General features: G+C 64.0%; 19 protein-coding genes. 12 read left to right on the top strand and 7 right to left on the bottom strand.

The annotated features are described in order from the left end of the window. The first annotated feature begins 154 nt into the window (after positions 1-154). From gatC to PSTAB_RS04580, 6 genes are all read left to right on the top strand, one after another. Complete coding sequence (gene gatC / locus PSTAB_RS04605; RefSeq protein WP_011912202.1) at positions 155-442, top strand: Asp-tRNA(Asn)/Glu-tRNA(Gln) amidotransferase subunit GatC; 288 nt, start codon at positions 155-157, stop codon at positions 440-442. Between the two features lie 14 nt (positions 443-456). Further along, positions 457-1,908: an Asp-tRNA(Asn)/Glu-tRNA(Gln) amidotransferase subunit GatA gene (gatA, locus tag PSTAB_RS04600; RefSeq protein ID WP_041771922.1), complete on the top strand. Its 1,452-nt coding sequence runs from the start codon at positions 457-459 to the stop codon at positions 1,906-1,908. 13 nt (positions 1,909-1,921) lie between these two features. After that, positions 1,922-3,367 carry an Asp-tRNA(Asn)/Glu-tRNA(Gln) amidotransferase subunit GatB gene (gene gatB / locus PSTAB_RS04595; protein WP_013981910.1) on the top strand — a complete coding sequence of 482 codons (1,446 nt, stop codon included), beginning with the start codon at positions 1,922-1,924 and terminating at the stop codon, positions 3,365-3,367. Between the two features lie 138 nt (positions 3,368-3,505). Further along, positions 3,506-3,907: a septal ring lytic transglycosylase RlpA family protein gene (locus PSTAB_RS04590; RefSeq protein ID WP_013981909.1), complete on the top strand. Its 402-nt coding sequence runs from the start codon at positions 3,506-3,508 to the stop codon at positions 3,905-3,907. Positions 3,908-3,977: 70 nt separating this feature from the next. After that, positions 3,978-5,063, top strand: a complete 1,086-nt coding sequence (locus tag PSTAB_RS04585; protein WP_011912198.1) for a calcium/sodium antiporter — start codon at positions 3,978-3,980, stop codon at positions 5,061-5,063. A 34-nt stretch (positions 5,064-5,097) separates the two neighbouring features. After that, the gene (locus PSTAB_RS04580; RefSeq protein ID WP_013981908.1) at positions 5,098-6,183 is read left to right on the top strand and encodes a calcium/sodium antiporter; all 1,086 of its coding nucleotides are present in this window, start codon (positions 5,098-5,100) and stop codon (positions 6,181-6,183) included. Between the two features lie 39 nt (positions 6,184-6,222). On the opposite strand, the gene PSTAB_RS04575 is transcribed toward PSTAB_RS04580, so the two are convergent. The 6 genes from PSTAB_RS04575 to PSTAB_RS04550 all read right to left on the bottom strand — a co-directional run bounded on the left by PSTAB_RS04575 (position 6,223) and on the right by PSTAB_RS04550 (position 11,090). Beyond that, positions 6,223-6,648: a bactofilin family protein gene (locus PSTAB_RS04575; RefSeq protein ID WP_013981907.1), complete on the bottom strand. Its 426-nt coding sequence runs from the start codon at positions 6,646-6,648 to the stop codon at positions 6,223-6,225. A gap of 16 nt (positions 6,649-6,664) precedes the next feature. After that, complete coding sequence (locus PSTAB_RS04570) at positions 6,665-7,021, bottom strand: hypothetical protein (RefSeq protein WP_013981906.1); 357 nt, start codon at positions 7,019-7,021, stop codon at positions 6,665-6,667. After that, complete coding sequence (locus tag PSTAB_RS04565) at positions 7,002-7,976, bottom strand: M23 family metallopeptidase (protein ID WP_013981905.1); 975 nt, start codon at positions 7,974-7,976, stop codon at positions 7,002-7,004. Before PSTAB_RS04565 ends, PSTAB_RS04570 begins: the two co-directional genes overlap by 20 nt. Positions 7,977-8,173: 197 nt before the next feature. Next, entirely contained in the window at positions 8,174-9,115 is a 942-nt protein-coding gene (locus tag PSTAB_RS04560) for an AEC family transporter (RefSeq protein ID WP_013981904.1), read from the bottom strand. Positions 9,116-9,242: 127 nt separating this feature from the next. Further along, entirely contained in the window at positions 9,243-9,803 is a 561-nt protein-coding gene (locus PSTAB_RS04555) for a response regulator transcription factor (protein WP_011912192.1), read from the bottom strand. Between the two features lie 33 nt (positions 9,804-9,836). Beyond that, positions 9,837-11,090: an ATP-binding protein gene (locus PSTAB_RS04550; RefSeq protein WP_013981903.1), complete on the bottom strand. Its 1,254-nt coding sequence runs from the start codon at positions 11,088-11,090 to the stop codon at positions 9,837-9,839. A gap of 153 nt (positions 11,091-11,243) precedes the next feature. Between PSTAB_RS04550 and PSTAB_RS04545 the strand changes: the two genes are divergently transcribed. The 6 genes from PSTAB_RS04545 to PSTAB_RS04520 all read left to right on the top strand — a co-directional run bounded on the left by PSTAB_RS04545 (position 11,244) and on the right by PSTAB_RS04520 (position 18,214). Further along, complete coding sequence (locus PSTAB_RS04545; protein WP_013981902.1) at positions 11,244-11,948, top strand: SIMPL domain-containing protein; 705 nt, start codon at positions 11,244-11,246, stop codon at positions 11,946-11,948. Positions 11,949-12,126: 178 nt separating this feature from the next. Further along, positions 12,127-14,433: a TonB-dependent receptor domain-containing protein gene (locus tag PSTAB_RS04540; protein WP_013981901.1), complete on the top strand. Its 2,307-nt coding sequence runs from the start codon at positions 12,127-12,129 to the stop codon at positions 14,431-14,433. Positions 14,434-14,590: 157 nt separating this feature from the next. Next, positions 14,591-15,184 carry a PepSY-associated TM helix domain-containing protein gene (locus PSTAB_RS04535; RefSeq protein ID WP_013981900.1) on the top strand — a complete coding sequence of 198 codons (594 nt, stop codon included), beginning with the start codon at positions 14,591-14,593 and terminating at the stop codon, positions 15,182-15,184. A 9-nt stretch (positions 15,185-15,193) separates the two neighbouring features. Next, complete coding sequence (locus tag PSTAB_RS04530) at positions 15,194-15,703, top strand: DUF2271 domain-containing protein (RefSeq protein ID WP_013981899.1); 510 nt, start codon at positions 15,194-15,196, stop codon at positions 15,701-15,703. Positions 15,704-15,717: 14 nt separating this feature from the next. Beyond that, positions 15,718-16,590 carry a DUF4198 domain-containing protein gene (locus PSTAB_RS04525; RefSeq protein ID WP_013981898.1) on the top strand — a complete coding sequence of 291 codons (873 nt, stop codon included), beginning with the start codon at positions 15,718-15,720 and terminating at the stop codon, positions 16,588-16,590. 70 nt (positions 16,591-16,660) lie between these two features. Beyond that, positions 16,661-18,214 (top strand): sulfite reductase subunit alpha, encoded by a 1,554-nt coding sequence (locus PSTAB_RS04520; protein WP_013981897.1) that lies wholly within the window; start codon positions 16,661-16,663, stop codon positions 18,212-18,214. Positions 18,215-18,273: 59 nt separating this feature from the next. Here the strand turns inward: PSTAB_RS04520 and PSTAB_RS04515 are convergent, their stop codons facing one another. After that, the gene (locus PSTAB_RS04515) at positions 18,274-20,535 is read right to left on the bottom strand and encodes a TonB-dependent receptor (RefSeq protein WP_013981896.1); all 2,262 of its coding nucleotides are present in this window, start codon (positions 20,533-20,535) and stop codon (positions 18,274-18,276) included. Positions 20,536-20,598: the final 63 nt, after the last annotated feature.

The raw sequence follows: 20,598 nt of genomic DNA, 5'->3' as shown, positions 1-20,598 counted from the left end.
GCCCTGCGCACGCTACCGATAAGCGCCTGGGGCATGTAAGATTGACGGCTTTTCCGGGCCCGAAAGCCCATTGCTGCGGCCAAACCAGCGCCGCCACGCGCCCCGTCAATCGACGGAAGGTGCAGCCCGATTCGCTTTCCGCTGGAGATACCCGATGGCGCTTGAACGCACCGAGGTGGAAAAGATCGCTCACCTGGCCCGACTGGGCCTGTCTGAAGCCGACCTGCCCCGCACCACCGAGACCCTCAACAATATCCTCGGCCTGATCGATCGCATGCAGGCGGTCGACACCACCGGCATCGAGCCTCTGGCTCACCCGCTGGAAACCACCCAGCGCCTGCGCGCCGACGTGGTCACCGAACGCAATCAGCGCGACGCCTACCAGGCCATCGCACCGGCCGTGGAAGAAGGCCTGTATCTGGTTCCCCGGGTGATCGAGTGATGAAGGACACCGCCATGCACAACCTGACGCTCGCCGAGATTGCCCGCAACCTCGCGGAGAAGCGCTTTTCTGCCGAAGAGCTGACACGCACCCTGCTGGCGCGCATCGAACAGCTCGACCCGCAACTGAACAGCTTCATCAGCGTCACCGATGAACTCGCCATCACCCAGGCGAAGGCCGCCGATGCGCGTCGCGCCGCCGGCGAGAACGGTGCGCTGCTCGGTGCGCCAATCGGTCACAAGGACCTGTTCTGCACCCAGGGCATTCGCACCAGCTGCGGCTCGAAGATCCTCGACAGCTTCAAGGCGCCCTACGACGCCACCGTGGTGGAACGCCTCGCCGCCGCCGGCACGGTCACGCTCGGCAAGCTGAACATGGACGAATTCGCCATGGGCTCGGCCAACGAGTCGAGCTACTACGGCGCGGTGAAGAACCCTTGGGACCTGTCCCGCGTACCGGGCGGTTCCTCCGGCGGTTCCGCAGCGGCCATTGCGGCACGTCTGCTGCCAGCTGCCACCGGAACCGACACTGGCGGCTCGATCCGCCAGCCGGCCGCGCTGACCAACCTCACCGGTCTCAAGCCCACCTACGGGCGCGTCTCGCGCTGGGGCATGGTGGCCTACGCCTCGAGCCTCGACCAGGGCGGCCCGATGGCGCGCACCGCTGAAGACTGCGCGCTGCTGCTCTCGGCCATGGCCGGCTTCGACCCGAAGGACTCGACCAGCGTCGAGCAGCCGCTGGATGACTACCTCGCCGCCCTTAGCCAGCCGCTCGCCGGCCTGCGCATCGGTCTGCCGAAGGAGTACTTCGGTGCCGGCCTCGACCCGAAGATCGCCGATGCCGTCATGGCGTCCGTCGAGGAGCTGAAGAAGCTCGGCGCCACGGTCAAGGAGATCAGCCTGCCGAACATGCAGCATGCGATTCCTTCCTATTATGTGATCGCGCCGGCCGAGGCCTCTTCCAACCTCTCGCGCTTCGATGGCGTGCGCTTCGGCTATCGTTGCGAGAATCCGGTCGATCTGACCGACCTCTACAAGCGCTCGCGCGCCGAAGGCTTCGGCGACGAGGTCAAGCGGCGCATCATGGTCGGCACCTATGCGCTGTCGGCCGGCTACTACGATGCCTACTACCTCAAGGCTCAGAAGATCCGCCGCCTGATCAAGCAGGACTTCGTCGCGGCCTTCGAGCAGGTCGACCTGATCCTCGGCCCGACCACGCCGAACCTGGCCTGGAAGCTGGGCGAGAAGAACGCCGATCCGGTTTCTGCCTATCTGGAAGACATCTACACCATCACCGCCAATCTCGCGGGCATACCGGGCCTGTCGATGCCGGCCGGCTTCATCGACGGCCTGCCGGTGGGCGTGCAACTGCTCGCCCCGTATTTCCAGGAGGCGCGCCTGCTCAACGTGGCGCACCAGTATCAGCAGGTCAGCGACTGGCACCTGCGCGCCCCGGCCGGATTCTGAGGAGATCGAACAGATGCAATGGGAAACCGTGATCGGGCTGGAAATCCACGCACAGCTCAGCACCCAGTCGAAGATCTTTTCCGGCAGCGCCACCACCTTCGGCGCCGAGCCCAACACCCAGGCCAGCCTGGTCGATCTCGGCATGCCCGGCACCTTGCCGGTGCTCAACGCCGTGGCCGTGCGCATGGCCTGCAAGTTCGGTCTGGCCATCGATGCCGAGATCGCCGAGAAGAACGTCTTCGCGCGCAAGAACTACTTCTACCCCGACCTGCCCAAGGGCTACCAGACCAGCCAGATGGATCATCCCATCGTTGGCAAGGGCCACCTGGACATCACCCTGGAAGACGGCAGCACACGTCGCATTGGCATCACCCGTGCGCACCTGGAAGAGGATGCCGGCAAGAGCCTGCATGAAGACTTCCATGGCATGAGCGGCATCGACCTGAACCGTGCCGGCACACCGCTCCTGGAGATCGTCTCGGAACCGGACATCCGCAGCGCCAAGGAGGCCGTCGCCTACGTCAAGGCGATCCATGCGCTGGTGCGCTATCTGGGCATCTGCGACGGCAACATGGCCGAAGGTTCGCTGCGCTGCGACTGCAACGTTTCCGTGCGACCCAAGGGCCAGGCGGAGTTCGGCACCCGCGCCGAGATCAAGAACGTCAACTCCTTCCGCTTCATCGAAAAGGCGATCAACCACGAGGTGCAGCGTCAGATCGAGCTGATCGAGGACGGCGGCAAGGTGGTGCAGGAGACCCGCCTGTACGACCCGAACAAGGACGAGACGCGCTCCATGCGCAGCAAGGAAGAAGCCAACGACTACCGCTACTTCCCCTGCCCAGACCTGCTCCCGGTGGTGATCGAGCAGAGCTTCCTCGATGAAGTGCGCGCCAGCCTGCCCGAGCTGCCTGGCCAGAAGCGCGAACGCTTCGAGCGCGAGTTCGGTCTGTCCACCTATGATGCCAGCGTGCTCTCGGCCAGCCGCGAGATGGCCGACTACTTCGAACAGGTCAACGCCACCTGCGGCGATGCCAAGCTCGCCGCCAACTGGGTGATGGGCGAGCTGTCCAGCCTGCTCAACAAGGAAGGCCTGGAAATCGAGCAGTCGCCGGTAACAGCCGAACAGCTGGGCGGCATGATCCTGCGCATCAAGGACAACACCATCAGCGGCAAGATCGCCAAGATGGTCTTCGAGGCCATGGCCGCCGGTGAAGGCTCGGCTGACGAGATCATTGAGAAGAAAGGCCTCAAGCAGGTCACCGACTCCGGCGCCATCGAAGCCATGCTGGACGAAGTGCTGGCGGCGAATGCCGAGCAGGTCGAGCAGTACCGCGCCAGCGATGAAGCCAAGCGCGGCAAGATGTTCGGCTTCTTTGTCGGCCAGGCGATGAAGGCGTCCAAAGGCAAGGCCAACCCCGGTCAGGTGAACCAACTGCTGAAGAAGAAACTCGAAGGCTAAGCTGAGCGAAGCGACGCCACGGTTGCAGCCCCTGCAGCCGTGGCGTCGCCGCATCGAGCCCTCGGCGCTGCCCGAACTTCGCCATGCCTGCCGCGGGCTTTCGCCGCTCGAGCGATCGACCCAACGGAAGGATTCCCCATGCGACTGACTCGCTTCACCGCCCTGCTGGTTCTGGCCCTGCTGGCCAGCGGCTGCGCCGAGCGTCAACCGACGCAACCACCGCAGGCATCACCCCCGACACAGGAACGCTTCACCCAGAGCGGCAAGGCCTCCTATTACGCGCGCATGCATCATGGGCAGCGCACGGCCAATGGCGAGACCCATGATCAGAATGCACTGGTCGCCGCCCATCGCAGCCTGCCGTTCGGCACGCGCGTGCGAGTGACCAACCAGCAGAACGGCAAGCAGGTAGTCGTGCGCATCAACGACCGCGGACCGTTCCGTCGTGGCCGCATCATCGATGTCTCCCGCGCCGCGGCTGCGCAACTGGACATGCTGGACCGCGGCGTGGTCCGCGTACGTATCGAAACCCTTCCATGAATGAGCCGATCTCGCCCCTGAACCCGATGACGACCACAGAATCCATTTTTGCCCCCACCGGAGCGCATGCATGTCGCTGATCACCTTCGCCTACCTCATCGGCGGCCTGGTGCTGCTGGTTGTCGGCGCCGAAGCGTTGGTCCGCGGCGCCGCCCGACTGGCCAGCCGCTTTGGCATTCCACCGCTGATCATCGGGCTGACCGTGGTCGCCTTCGGCACCAGCGCACCGGAAACGGCAGTCAGTGTGCAGGCCTCCCTGGGCGGCAGCGGCGACATCGCCGTGGGCAACGTGATCGGCAGCAATATCGCCAATATCCTGTTGATCCTCGGCCTCTCGGCGCTCATCGCACCGCTGGTGGTGTCCCGCCAACTCATCCGGCTTGACGTGCCAGTGATGATCGGCGCCGGCCTGCTCTGCTACGCGCTGGCCTGGAACGGCAGCATCAGCCGCCTGGATGGTGCCCTGCTGCTGATCAGCCTGATCGGCTACACACTGTTTCTGGTGGCCGCCAGCAAGCGCGAGAAGGCGCCGGCCGGAGACGATGAGTTCGCCACGGAGTTCGGCCCGGACGAGAGCGACAAGCCCTTCGCCTGGGTGTTCCAGCTGTTGCTGATCCTGCTCGGCCTCGGCCTGCTGGTCGGCGGCTCGAATCTGCTGATCGAAGGCGCGGTCGGCCTGGCGCGGGCACTGGGCCTTTCGGAGCTGGTCATCGGCCTTACGGTGGTAGCGGTCGGCACCTCGATGCCGGAGCTGGCGACCTCGGTGCTCGCGGTGATCAAGGGTGAGCGCGACATCGCGGTGGGCAATGTGGTGGGCAGCTGCATCTTCAACCTGCTGCTGGTGCTCGGGGCAGGAGCGGCGGTCGCGCCAGGTGGCCTGTCGATTTCGCCCAACGCACAGTCGTTCGACTTTCCGGTGATGCTGGCGGTATTCGTCGCCTGCCTGCCGATCTTCTTCTCCGGTTACTGCATCCGTCGCTGGGAGGGGCTGCTGTTCTTTGCCTATTACGTGGCCTACACGCTCTATCTGGTCATGTTCGCCACCGGGCTCGGCGCCATCGACCTGTTACGTGATGCAATGCTCTGGTTCGCCTTCCCCTTGACGGCCGTCACGCTTTTGGTGATCTTCCTGCGCGCTTGGCGCCACCAGCGCTGAACCCCGATCCTTTTCCTTAGTGGAGCCCTCTATCGTGACCCTGATGACCTTCGTCTATCTCATTGCCGGCCTGGTGCTGCTCGTTGCCGGCGCGGAGGTACTGGTACGCGGCGCAGCCAGGCTCGCCGCGCAGTTCGGCATTTCGCCGCTGGTCATCGGCCTGACCGTGGTCGCCTTCGGCACCAGCGCACCGGAAACGGCGGTCAGCGTGCAGGCTTCGCTCAATGGCAGTGGCGATATCGCCATTGGCAACGTGGTCGGCAGCAACATCGCCAACGTGCTGCTGATCCTCGGCATGACGGCGCTGGTTGCGCCGCTGGTGGTGTCGCGCCAGTTGATCCGCCTCGACGTGCCGATCATGATCGGCGCCAGCCTAGTCACCTTCGGCCTGGCCTGGGATGGCCAGCTCAGTCGCATCGACGGCGCCATCCTGTTCAGCGCCGTGGTGATCTACACCCTGTTCCTGGTGATCAGCAGCCGTCGCGAGAGCGCGGCCGCTGCCGATGACGAGTTCGCCAAGGAGTTCGGTCTCGACGAACCGGCCAAACCCCATGCCGGCCTGATCAATGCCGGCCTGGTGCTCGCTGGGCTGGTACTGCTGGTCGTCGGGTCCAACTTCCTGGTCGAGGGTGCCGTCGCGCTGGCACGCGCGCTCGGCCTGTCGGAACTGGTCATCGGCCTCACCGTGATCGCGGTCGGCACTTCGCTGCCGGAACTGGCCACATCGATCATGGCGGCCTTCCGCGGCGAGCGTGATATCGCGGTGGGCAACATCGTCGGCAGCAACATCTTCAACCTGCTCTGCGTGCTAGGCCTGGCCTCGCTGGTTTCGCCGCAGGCGATCGGCGTGTCGTCCAACGCACTGGCATTCGACTTCCCGGTAATGATCGCGGTCGCCGTGGCCTGCCTGCCGATCTTCTTCGCCGGCTACTGCATCAAGCGCTGGGAAGGCGCGCTGTTCCTCGCCTACTACGTGGCGTACACGCTGTACCTGGTACTGACCAGCACCGGTCGACCGTTCGCCGAGACCTTCGGCGATGCGATGATCGGCTATGCCCTGCCGCTGACCGCCATCACCCTGCTGGTCATCGCCGCCCGCGCCTGGAAGGTCCAGCGCTAACGCAGAGGACGCCTGGGCGGGCCGGAGCGGCCCGCCCGTTCAGCCTTCGCGCACCTGCGGCCGAGGCAGTTCGAGCACCTGCGCCGTTTCCTCTTCCTCCCCCATACGACTGAGGGTGCCATCGACCACGGCGCCATTTTCCATGCTCAGCTGGCGATAGCGGATATTGCCGCGAACCTGCGCATTGGAATGCAGCTCCAGCAGATGCTCGACAACAAGATCGCCAACGATGGTGCCGTCGATCAGCGCATCGTAGCTGCTGACATTGCCCTCGATCCAACCCTCGGCGCTGAGTGCGAGCAGGCTGTGGGTGCCAGCCTTGTGGCGAACATTGCCTCGCACCTCGCCACTTACCTTCAGCCCTTCTTCGAACGTCACGTCGCCGACCAGCGACAGGTTGCCGGAGATCAGGCTGGAAAACTGGTCAATGGTGACGCGCGCCACCGGCTTCTTCTTGTTGAACATCACTCACTCCAGAAAGTTAACGAGCCTTCTTCTGTTGCCGGAAGAAGGCCAGGTCGGTCTGCAAGCGCTCGACCTGCGCGGAAAGGGTGGCGATACGCCGTAACAGCTGCTCCTCGGTGGCCTGGGCTTCCTGCCGCTGCAGCCGGGCATGCTCCAGCTCGGCACTGAGCGTCAGGTTTTGCTGATGCAGCACTTCGATCTGCCGCGCCTGAGCCGCCTGTTCGTCGAGCCGCAGGTACAGCAGTGCGCCGATCACGCAAAGCAAGGCGAGGATGATCAGGCGCCCCGCGCGAGCGCCGCGTGCTGCCTGCAGCCGATGTTCGGCACGTACCAGCTCGCGCGTGGACGGCCGCCTAGTCTTCAGCCAGGCCATCGCTGGCGCGCTCCAGATCGCCCAGTGCCAGAAAACGCTGTGGATCGACGAAGCGCCCCTTGTGCAGCACTTCGAAGTGCAGATGCGGGCCGGTCGAACGCCCCGTCGACCCCACCGCCCCGATACGCTGCGCCGGTGTGACCACCTCACCCTGGCGTACATCCAGCCGCGACAGATGAGCGTACCGCGTGACCAGCCGGTTGCCATGATCGATCTCCACCAGCTTGCCGTATGCGCCACGGTAGCCGGCGAAGCGCACCCGACCGCCGGCGGCCGCAACCACATCGGAGCCGCTCTTCAGCGCGAAGTCCACGCCAGAATGAAAGGCCAGGGTCTTGCGGAAGGGATCGATGCGATTGCCAAAGGCAGAGCCCAGGCGCGCCTCGCCCACCGGCCGCCGGGATGGGATCGCCATCAGTGCCGCATTGCGCTCGGCCACCCGCTGCATCAGGCCATCGAGCAGCACGCGCATGCAGCGCGCCGAGGTCTCGCTGCGCCGCAGATCGGCCAGGGTCAGCGTCTCGCCATCCTGCGACAGCTCGCCGGCGCAGCCGCGGGGCGGCAACAGCACACCGCCCTGCCCTGCGCCGACGGGACGTTCCGGCGCCAGCACCGGCAGCAATGTCGGATCCAGCGCTGACAGCTGACCGTGCAGCTCACGCTGCTGGTCCAGCATCTGCTGCAAGGCGAGCAGATCGGACTCGAGGGATTTCAACCGGCCGACCACCTCGCCGACACGCGCAATGGCGAAGCGGCCCTCATCGGCGAGAGCAGGCTCGTCCAGCTGGACGCTCTCCTGCGGGCGCAGGTCGCTGCCAACCCAGACGCCGCCGGCGAAGCTGCCCAGACTCAGGCCCAGCACCAGAACAAGGCCCGGCACTGCCAGCCGCCGCAGATTCACCACGCGGATATCGTCACGCGTCAGCGACCGGTTCGAAGGTGTGAAAAATGCCATGAAAGATTTCCTGGAACACAAACCGGCTGCCTTGCTGGCATGCCGTCGAACGTTCCGGGCAATTTGACGGAAACGCGGTTTTTTTTCTGAGGTCTGATGACCGATTACGACCATGGCGCAGTGATTCTTAAGCCATAAAGCCGATATCGATCACATTGACGATAAACGGTAGCCGTCGCACCGTACTGATGGACGACTCAGGTCCAGCCCAGCCATCCCAGCACGAACAACCCGGCATTGATGCTAAGGGCCGCCATCAGTGTGGTGATAACGATGATGGTGGCGGCAAGCTGGTGATTGGAGTTGACGGCACGCGCCATGACGAAGCTCGCCGCGGCCGTAGGGCTGGCGAAATAGAGAAACAGGATGCCCAGTTCGGCGTTGCGGAACCCGCAGGCCCAGGCACCGAGCGTTGCAAGCGCCGGAAGCCACACCATCTTCATCAGGCTCGAGCTCAGCGCGCTGCCGCTGCTGGTACGCAGGGCGTCGAGCGACAGCGTGGCACCAATGCAGATCAGCGCCAGCGGCAGCGTCATCTGGGCGAAGTACTGCCCGGACGTCATCAGCCACCCCGGCAAGGCGATCTGCCAAAGGGCGAACGGCACCGCGGCGACAACACCGATGATCAAGGGATTGCGCAGGATGCTGAGCAGGATGTCCTTCGCCCCGACCTGGCCGTTCGGACTGTAGATGGCCAGGACCATCGCCGAAAGGCTGTTGTAGACCAGGATCACCACACCGGCCAGCACTCCGCCGACCGAGAGCCCGTAGTCGCCGTAGAGGCTGCTGGCCAAAGCCAGCCCGACGATGCCGTTGTTGCCGCGAAAGGCGCCCTGAACGTACACGCCCCGGTCGGACACGGGGCAGCGCCACAGCGCCCAGAGCCAGGCGACGAAGAACGTGGCTATCGTGGCGACGACGAAGTACAGCAACAGCGCAGGCTGAAGCGCCGCATTCAGGTCGGCCTTGATGATGGAGATGAACAGCAGGGTCGGCATGGTGCCCTTGAACACCAGTGCCGACGCGGTATAGACGAATGCCGAGTCGATCCAGCCGAGGCGCTTGAGCGCGACGCCGAGAAACAGCATGGCAAACACCGGAGCGGTAACGCTCAGGGTCTGCAGGATGAGGGGAAGCATGGATGACGCCTGCGACTACGGAAGCGCAAGCATAAAGCATGAGCGCCGCCCGGGCCCAACCGCCACAGAGTGGACGGTCAGCCCCTGACGCTCACCAGGCGGGCGTGCCTGGCGCTGGTGCGTTGGCTCAGCGACGAACCGGTCGCTTCTGCAGCTTGCGTTGCAAGGTCCGCCGATGCATCCCCAGCGCACGCGCAGTGGCGGAGATGTTGCCGTCGTGCTCGCTCAGCACGCGCTGGATATGCTCCCACTGCAGGCGATCGACCGACATCGGGTTTTCCGGCACCAGACTGTCGAGGTCGGCATGCTGCGACAGCAGCGCGGCCAGCACATCATCCGCATCGGCGGGCTTGCACAGGTAATTGCAGGCGCCGCGTTTGATGGCTTCCACCGCCGTGGCGATGCTGGAGTAGCCGGTCAGGATCAGCACCCGCATCTCCGGGTCGAGCTCGAGCAGCTTGGGCAACAGCACCAGGCCCGAATCACCCTCCATCTTCAGGTCGAGGACCGCGTAATCGGGAACGTCCTGCTTGGCCAGCGCCAGGCCCTCTTCGGCCGAACCGGCGATACTGACCTGCAGTCCGCGACGGCTCATGGCGCGCGCCATCACCCGGGTGAACGTGGGGTCGTCATCCACCAGGAGCAGATGAGGCTGTTCCTCACCCTCTTGCTGCAACTCGTCGGTCATCTGTGCATTTCCTCGCATTGGTCACGATCAGGTTCACGCGCGTACCGAGCCGTGCGGCAGGCGTAGCTCGGTCAGTGTGCCACCTTCTTCGTGATTGTAGAGCTTCACCGTGCCGCCAGCGCGGGTGACGCTGGCCTGACTGAGAAACAGACCAAGGCCGAAACCTTTGCCCTTGGTCGTGATGAAGGGGCGGCCAATCTGCTCGGCAATGGCCAGCGGCACGCCGGCGCCATGGTCGCGAATGGTCAGCCGGATCCACTGCGCATCCCAGTCCAGACGAATCTCGAGATCTTCCGGGCTGGCATCGGTGGCATTGTTCAACAGGTTGAGCAGCGACTGGCTGAGGTCCGCCGGTGGCATCAGCTTGGGCGCGCTGCCAAGGCCCACGCAGTGGAAGCGGTAGGTGGCCTCGGGACGCATGAGATGCCAGCGCTGCAGCACCGATTCGACCCACTCGCGCGCCGTCTGCTCGACCACGGCCTGCCGCCGGTCCGCCTCGGCGGCGCGAACCAGCTGGCGCAGGCTTTCCTTGCAGAGCTGGACCTGCGACTGCAGCAGGCCGAGATCCTCGTTCAACTGCGGGTCGTTGTATTCCTGGCGCAACTCCTTGAGCAGCACGCTCATGGTCGCCAGCGGCGTGCCCAGCTCATGGGCGGCACCGGCGGCCTGGGTCGCCACGGCCAGCAGCTGCTGGTCACGCATGCTCTCCTCACGTCGCTGGGCCTGCTGCTGCTCCTGACGGCGCAGTTGCTCGGCCATGCGCGCGACGAAGAAGGTAATCAGCGCCGCCGCCAGGGCGAAGCTCAGCCACATGCCGTAGACCTGCAGCGTGGCGCGCTCGAACGGCGGCAGGGTGAGCGGGTCGTACCACACCAGCATCAGCGTGTAGCCCAGCAGCGCCAGCCCGGAAAGCACGATGGAATACAGCCAGGGCAGTGTCGCCGCGGCGATGGTCAGCGGAACCAGGTAATAGGAGACGAAGGGGTTGGTCGAACCACCGGAGTAGTAAAGCAGGGCGCTGTGGATCAGCAGGTCGCAGCCCAGATGCACCGCATATTCGAGCTCGGTGACCGGCCAGGGCCCGCGCAAGCGCAGCGCCGTTCCCAGGCAAAGCACAGCGGACACCGCCAGGGTGATTCCCAGCGCCAGCCAGGGCAGCGTCAGCAGCTGGGTTGCGTAGGCCACACCCACGGCACCGGACTGTGCGGCCAGCACCACGATGCGAATTAGGGTCAGAAGCCGAAGGTTCTGCCGGCTGGCGGACAGCAGCGGGACGGATGCGTACATGGAGTCTCCAACAATTCGGCGGAGTATAACCAAGCCGTTCGCAAGCCAGCCCAAAATGCGGCAACTCGACGCACGGACTGCTGCACACATTCGCTGGCGGAGTTAGAGTCTTGAGCTACCGCACCGCACCGGTGCCCATGCCAAGGACCCGTTATGCACCCATCCCTCCTCCGCCGCGCAGCCTTCGTCGCCGTGCTCGCGAGCGCTACCAGCCTGCCCGCCATGGCCGAAGAGGCCCGCTACAACCAGGTCGCCCTGCGCGCCGAAGTCAGCAGCGAAGTGGCCCATGACCGTATGCACGTCACGCTCTACAGCGAAGCACAGCACAGCGACCCCGCCGAGCTCGCGGCGCAGACGACTCGCGCGTTGAACCAGGCGCTGCAGACCGCTCGCCAGAACAAGGACGTGATCGTCAGCCAGGGCAGCCGCAACAGCTATCCGGTCTACGACGACAAGGGTCAGCAGATCACCGGCTGGCGAGAGCGTGCCGAGCTGCGCCTGGAAAGCGGCGATTTCGCCAGCCTGTCGAAACTGACTGCCGAACTGATGAAGAGCCTGAAGATGGGCGGCATGTATTTCAGCGTCTCCGATCCGATCCGCAAGCAGAACGAGGACGCTCTGCTCAAGGATGCCGTAGCCGCGTTCCAGGCCCGCGCCCAGCTGGCGACCGAAGCCCTGGGCGGCAGCGGCTACAAGCTAGTGAGCCTCAACCTCAACGGCGGCGGCTTTCAGCCGGTCATGCGTAGCAGCGCGATGAAGATGGACATGATGGAATCAGCACCGGTACCGGAGATCGAGGCAGGCACTCGCCAGGTCACGATCAACGCCGACGGCGTCATCGAAGTTCAGATGCCATGACCGAAACTGACCGTTCGGACCACTTTTAAATATCTGCTTACAAATGGCCAGCCCGCGCCATGCAAGGGCTGGCGACCGATTGGACATCACAAATGAGAACTTAATGCAGTAAAGCGTAAATTCTCGTTTACGAATGATTATCATGCTGGCGCCAACGAGACGGCTACAAGGAGCCCGCATGTCTACCCCCTTCGCACGTACTGCCCTGTCCTGCGCCATGATCGGCTGCAGCTGGACGGCCCTGGCCCAGAACGCGCCTGTCACGCTCAACGACACGGTCGTCAGTGCCGCAGGCTTCGAACAGAAGATCACCGAAGCACCGGCGAGCATCAGCGTCATCAGCCGTGAAGATCTGCAGCAAAAGCGCTACAACAACCTGGCGCAGGCTCTGGGCGACGTGGAAGGCATCGACATCGGCCAGGGCACGGGCAAGACCGGCGGATTGAATATCAGCATCCGCGGCATGCCGAGCCAGTACACCCTGATCCTTATCGACGGGCGCCGTCAGAACGCGGCGGGCAATGTCACGCCCAACGGCTTCAACGAAACGTCCACCAGCTTCATGCCGCCACTCTCTGCCATCGAACGTATCGAAGTCATCCGCGGCCCGATGTCGACGCTTTATGGTTCTGACGCCATGGGCGGCGTGATCAACATCATTACCCGCAAGGTGGCCAAGGAATGGACCGGATCGCTGACGCAGGACTACACCTACCAGGAAGACCGCGACTTCGGCGATACCCGCAACACCAGCATCTACGCCAGTGGCCCGCTGGTCGATGGCTTGCTGGGCCTGCAGCTGCGCGGAAGCCTGTTCGATCGTGAAGCGTCCGATCTGGAGATTGCTCCTGGCGTACCCATGAGCCGCCGTGGTGGCTCTGCGGTCGAGGGCGGCAATCACACCATAGGTGGCCGTCTGACCCTGACGCCCAACGATAGCCACGACATCTCATTGGACGTTGAGCGTGGCCGGCAACGTTACGAGAATGACGACTGCCAGCTCGGAACTCTTGATGGCCAGGGCAGCGGCGCTGCGGATACGGGGTGCAGCGTCAACCAGCCAACACAGGCCAATGGCTACGCCGACAAGCTGCGTTTCGAGCGTGATCAGTACGCACTGACTCACACAGGCCGCTTTGGCTTCGGCACAGTCGACAGCAGTCTGATGCGAAACACCACTGAAACCATTGGCCGCACCATTCCCGGCGGCACCTTCGGCCGTCCCGGTTTCCTCCCAATCGGCGCCCCGTACCCCAACTTCCCCTCTATCATCGTCGGCGACGACCGCGAGCTCAAAACAACGAATACTGTTTTGGACAGCAAACTCACCACTCCGATTGGAGACGCCAACATCGCTACGGTAGGGCTCCAGTGGTGGAAAGCGGAGATGACCGACAGCCTCGCTGGGGAGGATTTCGAGCAAACGACCAAAGCAGTCTTTGCAGAAAATGAGTGGCGTATTCGCAACGATCTGGCACTGACCGTCGGCGGCCGATATGACGACCATGAAACCTTCGGTGGCCATTTCAGCCCCCGCGCGTATCTAGTGTGGAATACCACCGATCACTGGACGCTCAAAGGTGGCGTCAGCCGTGGTTACAAAGCGCCAGACCTAAATGATCTGCACGATGGCATCAATGGAGTTACCGGGCAGGGCTCGACCACGACCATCGGTAATCCCGACCTGAAACCGGAAACCAGTACGACGACCGAACTCGGCGCTTACTACGACAGCCTTACGGGCTTTAGCGCGAACGCCACGCTGTTCCATAACAAATTTAAGGACAAGATCGCCTCTGGTGACCCGGTAGCAAATCCTCTGTGCGCCAGCAACCCCGGCTCCGGCAGCACCCCACCGGGAACCTGCCCACGCAACATCAACATCGACGATGCGACCACCAAGGGCATCGAGCTGGCTGCCAGCTGGAACTTCGCTCCCGCCTGGACGTTGAGCGGCAATTACACCTACACCGATAGCGAGCAAAAGAGTGGCAGTAACAAAGGCGAACCGCTAACCAACACGCCTGAACACCTGGCCAACGTTAAACTCGACTGGCAGACCTCTGAGCGCCTGGGCCTGTGGTTGAAGAGCGAGTATCGCGGGGAGCGTGCGCGCTTTACCTCCAGCTATGCCAACCTCGCGAATGCCGATGGCACCTACTCCACCAGCCAGTCGATCTACGACACGCTGGGCAAGAACACTAAGGCGTATACCCTGTTCCATCTTGGCGGGTCGTATCGAGCTGCCGAGAACCTGACTATCAACGCGACGATTTACAACCTGTTCGACAAAGACTTTGTCGACGGTAGTGCCTACACCACCTATTCAACTCCCCGTTATAACAGCGCAGGTGTTATTACTGCGCCGGGCGGAGTACCTGGCGACCCCGCTTACGGCACCGACTACAGCCACTTCGGTGCCGCCACTACTGGAATCGTGGAAGAAGGCCGCCGTCTGTGGCTGTCCGCCAACTTCACCTTCTGACCGCCCAGAAGACGACGAGCCGGGTTGGACCCGGCTTCGTTGTTTCCGGTACAGCCTGACAGCAAAGACGCGAATGTATGCTGTTTGTAAATCTTTAGCATCTCTGTGAGCAGGCACCCTAGAATTCGCCCCACTCTTCTCCAAGGTAAGAATCACCATGCGTCTGTGGCTCGGCACGTTGCGCCAATGGCACTGGATCAGCTCCGCGCTGTGCCTGGTTGGCATGCTGCTCTTCTCAGTCACGGGCATCACCCTCAACCACGCCGGCCAGATCGAAAGCAAACCGCAGGTGCAAAGCCGCGCTGCGCAGCTTCCCGAATCGCTGCTCGCCAAACTGCAAACCGAAACGCCCGAGTCGGGTCTGCCCGTCGAACTGCGCGCTTGGCTGGAGCAGACACTGGACATTCGCCTGGCCGGGCGTGAGGCCGAATGGAGCGATGGCGAACTCTATGTCGCCCTGCCGCGCCCCGGCGGCGATGCCTGGCTGAGCCTGAGTAGCGAAACCGGCGAACTGGAATACGAGTCGACCGACCGCGGCTGGATCGCCTACTTCAACGACCTGCACAAGGGCCGCCACACCGGTGAGGCCTGGAGCTGGTTCATCGACTTCTTCGCCGTTGCCTGTGTGGTGTTCAGCCTCACCGGCCTGCTGCTCCTGCAACGTCACGCCGGCAACCGGCCCAGCACCTGGCCGCTGGTAGGCCTGGGGCTGGTGATACCGCTGCTGCTGGCGCTGCTCTTCATTCATTAAGGACTGCCCATGCGTAAACGCCTGTTGTTGCCCCTCGCCCTGCTCAGCGCCCCGCTGCACGCGGCGGACCTGCAGCTGGACGTGGAAATCCCGCGTCTGGATGTCGCCGAGTACCACCGCCCCTATGTCGCCATCTGGCTCGAGCGACCGGACCAGAGCCATGTCGCCAATCTGGCGGTGTGGTACGACACCAAGCTCAAGGACAAGGAGGGCGAGAAGTGGCTCAAGGACCTGCGCCAGTGGTGGAGACGCAGTGGCCGCAGCCTGGAAATGCCGGTCGACGGTGTCAGCGGTGCCACCCGTGCCGTGGGCAGTCACAGGTTGCAGTTCTCCGACCGGCAGGCGCCACTCAAGACGCTGGAAGCGGGCGAGTACCGCGTCGTGGTCGAGGCCGCCCGTGAAGTCGGCGGCCGCGAACTGCTGCGTGTGCCGTTCAGCTGGCCGCCTAAACAGAGCGCCGAGCACCAAGCCCAGGGTCAGAGCGAACTGGGCGCAATCACCCTCAAGCTGACCCCATGAACAGGACCCACGCCATGAAACCCGTCATCAAATGGACCACCCTGGCGCTCGCCGTCTGTCTGCCGCTGTCGGCCCAGGCCCACCGCGCCTGGATGCTGCCCTCGGCCACCGTACTCTCCGGCGAAGAGCCATGGATCACCGTCGACGCTGCCGTTTCCAACGATCTGTTCTACTTCGAACACGTACCGATGCGCCTCAAGGGCATCGGCGAGGCAGCCCAGGCGCCGGCAGGCGGCCCGCCGGGCATGCGCCGGCCGGTTCCCGAACTGCAGATCATCGCGCCGGATGGCTCGAACGTGTCCGCGCAGAACGGCAGCATCGGCCGCTACCGCAGCACCTTCGATGTACAGCTGAGCCAGAAAGGCACCTACAAGCTGGCCGTGGCCAACAGTGGCCTGTTCGCCAGCTGGAAGGAAAACGGTCAGCCGCGCCGCTGGATGGGCACCGCGGAAAGCTTCACCAAGGACGTCCCGGCGAAGGCCGAAGGGCTCAAGGTCAGCCAGACCAGCAACCGCATGGAAGTGTTCGTCACCTCCGGCGCGCCATCCACCGAAGTGCTCGCACCGACCGGCCAGGGCCTGGAGCTCAAGCCCGTCACCCACCCCAACGACCTGTTCGCCGGCGAAGCGGCAGACTTCGTCTTCCTGCTCGACGGCAAGCCGGCCGCCGATGTCGAGATCAGCGTGATTCCGGGAGGCAACCGCTATCGCGACGAGCTCGGTGAGATAAAGGCGAAAACCGACAAGGACGGCAAGGTGAGCATTACCTGGCCAGAAGCGGGCATGTACTGGATGGAAGCCGAGCTGACCACCGACAAGGGCGTCAGCAAGCCGGCCACCGAGCGCCGCGCCAGCTACAGCGCAACCCTGGAAGTGCTGGCGCCCTGACGCGCCGACCAGGTCCGAGCCGTCGTAACGGCTCGGGCCAGCCTTTTCCCCCTCGTCGATGAGCCTTCCGTTGCACTCATCCCTCTTAGCGCTTCTGCGCGCCTGGCCGCTGTACAGCTGTATCGCCGTCGCGTCCTGCCTGCTCTGGTGGCAACCGGCGCGGGAGGTCAGCGCGGCAGTGGTGATCGCGCTCTATCTCGCGCTTTCGCTACGCTGCTGGCATGGACGGTTGCGCCCGCGCGCGGCCGTCGATGGCCCGGCACAGCTGGTGATCGCCTATGCCAGCCAGGGCGGTCAGGCACAGGACTTCGCCGAACGCAGCGCAGCGCAGCTGCGCGACGCGGGCCAGCAGACGCTGCTGCTGCCGCTCAATGCGCTGGACCCGAACCACTGGGCGGCCCCGCGCATCCTGTTCGTCGTCAGCACCTACGGCGAAGGCGAGGCACCGGACAATGCGGCCCGCTTCGAGCAGCGGCTCGCCGCCGATGGCATTCATGCGCAATCGCTGGAATATGCCGTACTGGCCTTCGGTGATCGCCAGTACCGGGATTTCTGTGCCTTCGGCCGCCGCCTCGACGAGCGTCTGCGCCAGCTCGGGGGCTTGCCGCTGTTCGACCGGCTGGAAGCCGATCGCGGCGATCCTGGCGTGCTACGTCACTGGCAACATCAACTGGCCCACCTGAGCGGCGACAGCCATTTCAGCGACTGGCTGCCGGCACCCTATCAACCCTGGCGCCTGACCGACCGGCATTGCCTCAACCCTGGCAGTTCCGGGGCGCCGGTACAGCTGCTGACCCTTGCACCGCCGAGCGAACAGACATCATGGCGCGCAGGCGATATCGTCGAGGTCGGCCCGCGCCATGCGCTCGCGCGCATCGAAGCCTTGTTGCTCGATGTGGGCCTCGATCCTCATGAATTGTTCGACGGCCAAAGCCTGGCCGCACAACTGTCCAGAAGGCATCTGCCCGCCACTGGCGACCTGCACGGCCTCGACGCCGAGGCGCTGCTGGCCTTGCCGCCGTTGCCACACCGCGAATATTCCATCGCCTCGATACCGGCGGACGGCGCCGTGCAGCTGGTGGTACGCGAAGCCTTCCAGGCCGATGGCACTCCCGGGCTCGGTTCCGGCTGGTTATGCCGCTACGCGGCCATTGGCGAAGAGATCGATCTGCGCATCCGCAGCAACCCCGCATTCCATGGCCCGGACGCCGCCACGCCACTCATCCTGATCGGCAACGGCACGGGCATTGCCGTACTGCGTGCGCACCTGCGCGAACGTGCCGCACATCCGGGCTCGCGCAACTGGCTGCTGTTCGGCGAGCGCAACGCGGCACACGACTTTCTCTTCCACGAAGAATTGGCACTGTGGCGTGAAAGCGGCCATCTGCAGCGGCTGGACCTGGCGTTCTCTCGCGACCAGCCTGAGAAGCGCTACGTGCAGCACGTCCTGCGGGATGCGGCAGACGACCTGCGCCACTGGGTCGCACAGGGCGCGGCGATCTATGTCTGTGGCAGCCTCGAGGGCATGGGCCAGGAGGTGCAGCAGATACTGCTGGGGCTGCTCGGCCAGACGCGACTGGAGCAGTTGAGCGAACAGGGACGCTATCGCCGCGACCTGTACTGACGCCTGATAACGACAAAGGCCGCTTCGAAGAGCGGCCTTTGTTCTTTCACGCCTGCGGATCAGAAGTGGAAATTGGTGCTCAGCAATGCGGTCCGACCGGCTGCGACATGAGCATAGTGGCTGCCGTAGACCTGATCGAAGTAGCGCTTGTCGGTCAGGTTCTGCACGTTCAGCTGCAAGTCCAGGTTCTTGTTCACGCGATAGGCCGCCATGGCGTCGTAGCGCCAGTACTCAGGCACTTCGATGTTATTGGCCGCATCGCCGAAGCGGGAGTCGACATAGGTGGCGCCGCCACCGATGGTCAGGTCCTGGGTCAGGTTGTAGGTGTTCCAGAAGCTGAAGCTGTGCTTCGGCGTGCTGGGCACCTCGTTGCCGTCATACAGGCCGTCGACGTAGATCGGGTTGGTCCGCGTGCCGATATTGGCGGCACCGGACTTGACCAGTTCGGCGTCCAGGTAGGTGTAGCTGGCGAACACCTGCCAGTTGCGGGTGAGTTGACCGGTGGCGCCCAGTTCCAGGCCATCGACCCGGGTTTCACCGATGCTTTCCTGGAAACCGCTGGCGTTGGTCACCCGCGCGTTGGTCTTCTCGGTGCGGAACAGCGCGGCGGTCAGGCCGAGACGCTCATCGAGGAAGTCCCACTTGGTGCCGATCTCGTAGTTACGGTTGCGCTCGGGATCGAGAATCGCGTTGTTGACGCTGAGCGCATCGGCACCCTCTCCACCGGTCTCGCCGGACGGGTTGCTGGAGGTCGACCAGGCCGCGTAGAGGCTGCCGTTGGGCAGCGGATTGAAGACCAGGCCCAACTGGTAGTTCCAGAAGTGGCTCTTGTTCTCCGGCCGCGTCACCACTCCGGCAGTGGAGACGGCCTTCTGCTCCGTTTCGTAGTCGTCGTAGCGCAGGCCCATGTTCAGCGACCATTGCTCGTTGAACTTCAGCGTATCGAATACATAGGCCGCCAGCGTTTCGGTGTCGGTATCGGTCGTCGCGGTGCTGCGCGCAATGCTGCCGGTCCAGGCATCCTTGGGGCTGGGGTTGTACAGGCTGGTGCAGTCACCGGACGCCAGGTGCGCCGGCGTACAGGTGTTGCCGCTGGTACCCGGAGTCACTATGTAGGGTCGGTTGTGCACCCCCACATCGCTGATCTCGACGCCCGATACCAGGGTGTGCTCGATGCTGCCGGTATCGAACCGTGCGGTCAGGTCGGTCTGGTTGACCCAGCTCTGGGTGTTGGAGTTGCGGCTCTTGGCAGAGCGCGAAACCAGGCCATTGGCCACGTTGCCACGCGAGTCATCCGGGTTGGTGACGATGTAGTCCAGGGTGGTGCGGGCGATACGTGTGGTGTTGGAGACGGTCAGGTTCTCGTTCAGGTCGTGCTCCAAACGGATCGTGCCGGCATCCGTGGTGCTCTCGCGGAAATCGCGACTTTCCAGGCCATAGAAGTTGTCCCGATCGACCTTGGCGGGCTCGCGGCGCGGATTGCTCGGCGTCGCCACCGTCAGCGGAATGCCGTAATCCGGCATGTCGTCGGTTTCCAGGTGGTAGTACGACAGCGTCGCGCGGGTCGGCGTATCGAAGCCGAAGGTGATGGTCGGCGCCACGCCCCAACGACTGACGTCAACGCCATCGCGGCCGGCGACGTTGGCTTCGTGCTTCATCAGGTTCAGGCGCCCGGCGACGTTGTCGCCGAGCACGCGGTTGACGTCCAGTGTGTAGCGGCGCGTCTGGTCCGAGCCGAGGGTGACGCTGGCGTCGCCGAAGTCGCGCTGCTTGGCGGTCTTGCTGATCAGATTGAGGCTGCCACCCGTGGAGCCCGCGCCAGTGTAGGCCGACCCCGGCCCCTTGCTCACCTCGATGCGCTCGACGTTGAAGATCTCGCGGGTTTGCGAGCCAACATCACGCAGGCCATCGATAAAGGTGTCGCTCTCGGCGTTGAAGCCGCGAATGATCGGCCGGTCACCCGCCGGGTTGCCGCCCTCACCCGCACCGAAGGTAATGCCGGAGGTGGTACGCAACGCGTCGACCAGCGTGAGCGAGCCGGTGTCGCGGATCACCTGATCGGTAATCACGGTGACCGATTTTGGGGTCTCGCGCAGCGGCGCGGTGTACTTCTTCGAAGCGGAGGTATCGGCTTTGTAGCTTTGCTCCTGCTCGCCGATCACGGTCAATTCGTCGAGCGCGACCGGCGCATCGCCGCGGGCGGCAGTGGTGTCCGGCACGGACTGGGCAATGGAGGGGGCGGAGAAAGCGGTTAGGGCAACACCAATAGCCGAAGCCAACACGCGGGGTGGCTGGGCCAGTTCGAGAGACTGACGCGACATGGAATGCAGATCCTCAGGAGTTAATGCAACTGCGAATTGCTATTATTAGCGGATGGCATTCTG

Origin of the sequence: Stutzerimonas stutzeri, from assembly GCF_000219605.1 — a bacterium.
GTDB classification, from domain to species: domain Bacteria; phylum Pseudomonadota; class Gammaproteobacteria; order Pseudomonadales; family Pseudomonadaceae; genus Stutzerimonas; species Stutzerimonas stutzeri.
This window is presented reverse-complemented; position numbering and strand designations above follow the sequence as displayed.

Coding starts and splice junctions, on each gene's coding strand:
- PSTAB_RS04585 (WP_011912198.1), top strand. CDS start 3,978: ATGTCGCTGATCACCTTCGCCTACCTCATCGGCGGCCTGGTGCTGCTG.
- PSTAB_RS04530 (WP_013981899.1), top strand. CDS start 15,194: ATGCGTAAACGCCTGTTGTTGCCCCTCGCCCTGCTCAGCGCCCCGCTG.
- PSTAB_RS04590 (WP_013981909.1), top strand. CDS start 3,506: ATGCGACTGACTCGCTTCACCGCCCTGCTGGTTCTGGCCCTGCTGGCC.
- PSTAB_RS04570 (WP_013981906.1), bottom strand. CDS start 7,021: ATGGCCTGGCTGAAGACTAGGCGGCCGTCCACGCGCGAGCTGGTACGT.
- PSTAB_RS04540 (WP_013981901.1), top strand. CDS start 12,127: ATGTCTACCCCCTTCGCACGTACTGCCCTGTCCTGCGCCATGATCGGC.
- PSTAB_RS04550 (WP_013981903.1), bottom strand. CDS start 11,090: ATGTACGCATCCGTCCCGCTGCTGTCCGCCAGCCGGCAGAACCTTCGG.
- PSTAB_RS04555 (WP_011912192.1), bottom strand. CDS start 9,803: ATGACCGACGAGTTGCAGCAAGAGGGTGAGGAACAGCCTCATCTGCTC.
- PSTAB_RS04515 (WP_013981896.1), bottom strand. CDS start 20,535: ATGTCGCGTCAGTCTCTCGAACTGGCCCAGCCACCCCGCGTGTTGGCT.
- PSTAB_RS04560 (WP_013981904.1), bottom strand. CDS start 9,115: ATGCTTCCCCTCATCCTGCAGACCCTGAGCGTTACCGCTCCGGTGTTT.
- PSTAB_RS04575 (WP_013981907.1), bottom strand. CDS start 6,648: ATGTTCAACAAGAAGAAGCCGGTGGCGCGCGTCACCATTGACCAGTTT.
- gatB (WP_013981910.1), top strand. CDS start 1,922: ATGCAATGGGAAACCGTGATCGGGCTGGAAATCCACGCACAGCTCAGC.
- PSTAB_RS04565 (WP_013981905.1), bottom strand. CDS start 7,976: ATGGCATTTTTCACACCTTCGAACCGGTCGCTGACGCGTGACGATATC.
- PSTAB_RS04545 (WP_013981902.1), top strand. CDS start 11,244: ATGCACCCATCCCTCCTCCGCCGCGCAGCCTTCGTCGCCGTGCTCGCG.
- PSTAB_RS04535 (WP_013981900.1), top strand. CDS start 14,591: ATGCGTCTGTGGCTCGGCACGTTGCGCCAATGGCACTGGATCAGCTCC.
- PSTAB_RS04525 (WP_013981898.1), top strand. CDS start 15,718: ATGAAACCCGTCATCAAATGGACCACCCTGGCGCTCGCCGTCTGTCTG.
- gatA (WP_041771922.1), top strand. CDS start 457: ATGCACAACCTGACGCTCGCCGAGATTGCCCGCAACCTCGCGGAGAAG.
- gatC (WP_011912202.1), top strand. CDS start 155: ATGGCGCTTGAACGCACCGAGGTGGAAAAGATCGCTCACCTGGCCCGA.